This is a genomic window from Candidatus Nitrosopumilus salarius BD31, from assembly GCF_000242875.2.
Taxonomy (GTDB): domain Archaea; phylum Thermoproteota; class Nitrososphaeria; order Nitrososphaerales; family Nitrosopumilaceae; genus Nitrosopumilus; species Nitrosopumilus salarius.
In genome coordinates this window covers 1-3,296 of record NZ_AEXL02000170.1, presented here as the reverse complement: position 1 = coordinate 3,296, position 3,296 = coordinate 1, and the positions used below count along the sequence as shown (strand labels likewise).

Annotated in this window: 5 protein-coding genes; 2 read left to right on the top strand and 3 right to left on the bottom strand. The window is 32.3% G+C overall.

Translation table 11 applies throughout. The annotated features are described in order from the left end of the window. Nucleotides 1-253 precede the first annotated feature (253 nt). On the bottom strand, nt 254-673 hold the full coding sequence (locus BD31_RS09615; protein WP_100222211.1) for a hypothetical protein: 420 nt from the start codon (nt 671-673) through the stop codon (nt 254-256). Nucleotides 674-775: 102 nt separating this feature from the next. Between BD31_RS09615 and BD31_RS09610 the strand changes: the two genes are divergently transcribed. Both BD31_RS09610 and BD31_RS09605 read left to right on the top strand, forming a co-directional pair. Then, nucleotides 776-1,498, top strand: coding sequence for a proteasome assembly chaperone family protein (locus tag BD31_RS09610; RefSeq protein ID WP_008301855.1), 723 nt, complete (start codon nt 776-778; stop codon nt 1,496-1,498). Nucleotides 1,499-1,502: 4 nt separating this feature from the next. Further along, entirely contained in the window at nt 1,503-1,886 is a 384-nt protein-coding gene (locus BD31_RS09605) for an Hsp20/alpha crystallin family protein (protein ID WP_048097660.1), read from the top strand. A gap of 8 nt (nt 1,887-1,894) precedes the next feature. Here the strand turns inward: BD31_RS09605 and BD31_RS09600 are convergent, their stop codons facing one another. Further along, nucleotides 1,895-2,257, bottom strand: coding sequence for a hypothetical protein (locus tag BD31_RS09600; RefSeq protein WP_008301857.1), 363 nt, complete (start codon nt 2,255-2,257; stop codon nt 1,895-1,897). A 121-nt stretch (nt 2,258-2,378) separates the two neighbouring features. Further along, nucleotides 2,379-3,227, bottom strand: coding sequence for a CBS domain-containing protein (locus tag BD31_RS09595; protein ID WP_008301858.1), 849 nt, complete (start codon nt 3,225-3,227; stop codon nt 2,379-2,381). Nucleotides 3,228-3,296: the final 69 nt, after the last annotated feature.

Below are 3,296 nucleotides of genomic sequence, written 5' to 3'. Positions count from 1 at the left end.
AGATCTTTGAGAATTTCGTCTTTAGTTTTACGTTTGAATCGCCTTGTATATTCTTCAATAAGCAAAAGAGGGAATGGGCTATATTCCACATCAAGGTAGTATTTGATTACGGTATCATCAGGCAAGGTTTTGAGATATTCTTTAATTGATTTTTCAGACTTTATTTCCACATGTTTTATTCAATGTAACATCATAAAAAGATTCAACAGAGAATGAATTCATGATCCGGTCAGAATTCAACTGTGAGTTTATCTTATTTGTCAATTGCGTGTTGGTCTAAAATACCAATACATTCATGAAGTGCTGCGTTATCTGAAATTGCTTCGGTTTCTTGTAAGTTAAACTCTTGACTCAGTTGTTGATCATATTCAACCAGATCATTTTGGTATGTATTGCATGCCGAACGTACTAATCGCCAATAGTAGTAACCCTTGTTCATTTCAAGCTTCATTTGTTCATGATCCAAAGTGAGTATTCGTACAAGATTCTCATAATCTGTTTTGTAACTATCAAATTTTGACTTTACAATTGCAGGCAGTTCTTGATACCAATCACGCCCCTCACTTGTTTTTTCAACATTATGAATTTTTTGTAATTGGTATGCAACTGATTCTCTCAGAATATCTAAAATATCATTTGTTTCAAGCAATTTCATCAATTCCGGATTTATCATAAAAGTGGTCTAACAATTACCGAATTAAGCGTATTGTTTTAGTAGATCTCAATTTTGAGAATGGTGTATTTTCTTTTATTAGTAACAATTATCATAGACAGTATGAAGATTGCAAAGCCCGATACTCAAGAAAATACATTATTGGTAGGATTTCCTAGTAACGGGCTTGTAGGTACTTTTTCAATATCATACATAATTCACCATCTAAAAATGAAGCAAATAGGGGAAATTGAAGTGGAAGATCTTCCTGCAACTTTATTTGTAGAAGGTGGGGAAATTATAGGACCCGTCAGAGTTTACAATAAGAAAAATATTTTCATAATCATATCAGAGGTGCCATTTAACCAATATTTTGCAGAAAGGTTTGCTAATGCAACCCATGAATTTTGCCAAAAAAATGGAATAAAAAAAATAGTAATTGTTAGTGGGATGGGGGCAATTAATCAGTCAAAAGAAACTCCAAAAATTTATGGTCTTGTGACTGATCAGATATTGGAGAACATTCTATACAACAATCAAATTCCAAAATTTTTAGAAGGAAGTATTTTTGGAGTAGATGCTGCCATAATTTCAGTTTTCAGAAAATCAAAGATTCCAGCACTGGTGCTTTATGCAGAATGTCATCCTTTCTTTCCAGATCCAGAAGCATCAATTATCGCAATAGAGACACTAGCAAAAGTTTTAGACATACAAGTAGAAACACAAGACATTCAAAATAGAATGGACAAGCTTAGAATACAATATAGGAATTTAATGGAAGAAACAATCAAGACACTGCAGCATAACCAAGATCATGGTAAAGGAGTCCCACAAATTTACAGGTGATAAAATGAAAAAGGACGATTTTGAATTTGATATGACACTACCAGTTTTTACACCATTATTAGATGATATTGAACAGAGGATTCTTTCACCACTTTCATGTCTAAGAGAGTACGACAATTACTGGATAGTTGAATTCGATCTTCCGATGGTAGGTAAAAAAAATATCAACATTATTTTTAATCAAAATACTGTCACTGTAGAAGCAAAGCTTAAAGAGAAATATTCAGAAGAGAAATTAGGGAAAATTACAAAATTTGAATATTTTAAAAAATCAGTTTCACTACCTGGAAAAGTAGACAGCAAAAAAATCACCACCAAGTTTGAGAAAGGAAGATTAGAAATTAAAATCCCTAAAAAAATGGATGGGACATCAATCAAAGTTAATTAAGAATTAACTCATTCTTGATTTTCATAATAAAGTTGAATCACTTTATCAACAACATTGTGAGTATTGCAATCTCGTTCAGCACTAACAAGAAGTAGATGTTCATCCCCCAGATAAAATGAAAATCGTTTAACCTTATCATATTCTGCCAAAGTGTAGATAGTTTTACCAAGCCATTTTGACATATCCTTTCTTGCTTTCCAATCAAGTACAGAGATATTTACTAACTCATTTTCTGCATGCTCGGAAAGTAAATTTTCCAAACCTTTTCTCATGCCACCGCCAACATGCGTTGCCCACTCATCATACACAGTAGCAAATCTGATTTTAGGATCAGCCTCTAAAATTTGGGAACAGAATTTTTCATAATCCAATGATACTATATCAAATATGGAATTATTAGAGTTTTAGACAATTTCAAAATCATATTTTCCAACATCAGGCACACTTGAAACACGATTTCAATATTTGATTTCAAATGGATCAAGAATAAGATTATTTCAGAAACGCCAAAGCTTTGACAATGTCTGTTTTACTGAGAATTCCAATAATGTTTCCATGCCCAGATAAAACACCAACGCCGTTGATGTTTTTATCCAACAATAATTTTCCGGTTTTTGTCAAATCATCATCGTAATCCACAGAAATAATATCAGCATTCATAATTTCATCAATTTTTGTACTCCCACCAAAACCAGAATTAGATATGAAGCCTTTTCGTGGAAATATTACAGAAATTACAGGATCAGTATTATCCAGTACATCGTCTTGTTCACCTAAGGTTAGTGCAAGTTTGAATAAATCTCTAAAAGTTACAATTCCAACAGGGGTTTCATCATGATTCCTAATTATGACTCGTGAAATTTTTTCATTGATCATTTTTAACACTACTTCATACAAAGGAGTATCAGAATACTTCCAAGCATAGTATGGAGACATATATTCGCCTACAATTTTTTCTCCAGAATGAGTTTTTGAGAAATATCTCACAAGATCTGTTTTTGTCAAAATCCCAACAACTTCATTATTTGAGGTTACAACTAATGACCCAATTCCATTTTTTAACATAATACCTGCACATTCATCAAGTCTTGTTTTTTCATCAACAGAGATTATTTTCACGGCAATTTCAGATAATGGGATTTCATCTAGTTTTCGTTCACTATCATCAGTAAGTAAGAAAAATCCCAAATCCTTTTCAGTTACAAGTCCATTGATTTTTCCATTATCGGTGATCAAAAGACGGCTTTTTTTCTCATCAATGATTTTTTTTAAAACATCAGCAAGGTTAGAATCAGATTTGATCGTTCGTGGGGTGTTAAGATAATCTTTTGCAACTTTCATGGTTGTGCTAATTCACCCAGTAATAAATAACACAAGGCAATTTTCACGAATGAAAATCATTAGATAGTG

Bases quoted from the DNA above. Each gene is read 5' to 3' on its own strand.
- BD31_RS09615 (WP_100222211.1), bottom strand. From the start codon at position 673: ATGATAAATCCGGAATTGATGAAATTGCTTGAAACAAATGATATTTTA.
- BD31_RS09610 (WP_008301855.1), top strand. From the start codon at position 776: ATGAAGATTGCAAAGCCCGATACTCAAGAAAATACATTATTGGTAGGA.
- BD31_RS09605 (WP_048097660.1), top strand. From the start codon at position 1,503: ATGAAAAAGGACGATTTTGAATTTGATATGACACTACCAGTTTTTACA.
- BD31_RS09595 (WP_008301858.1), bottom strand. From the start codon at position 3,227: ATGAAAGTTGCAAAAGATTATCTTAACACCCCACGAACGATCAAATCT.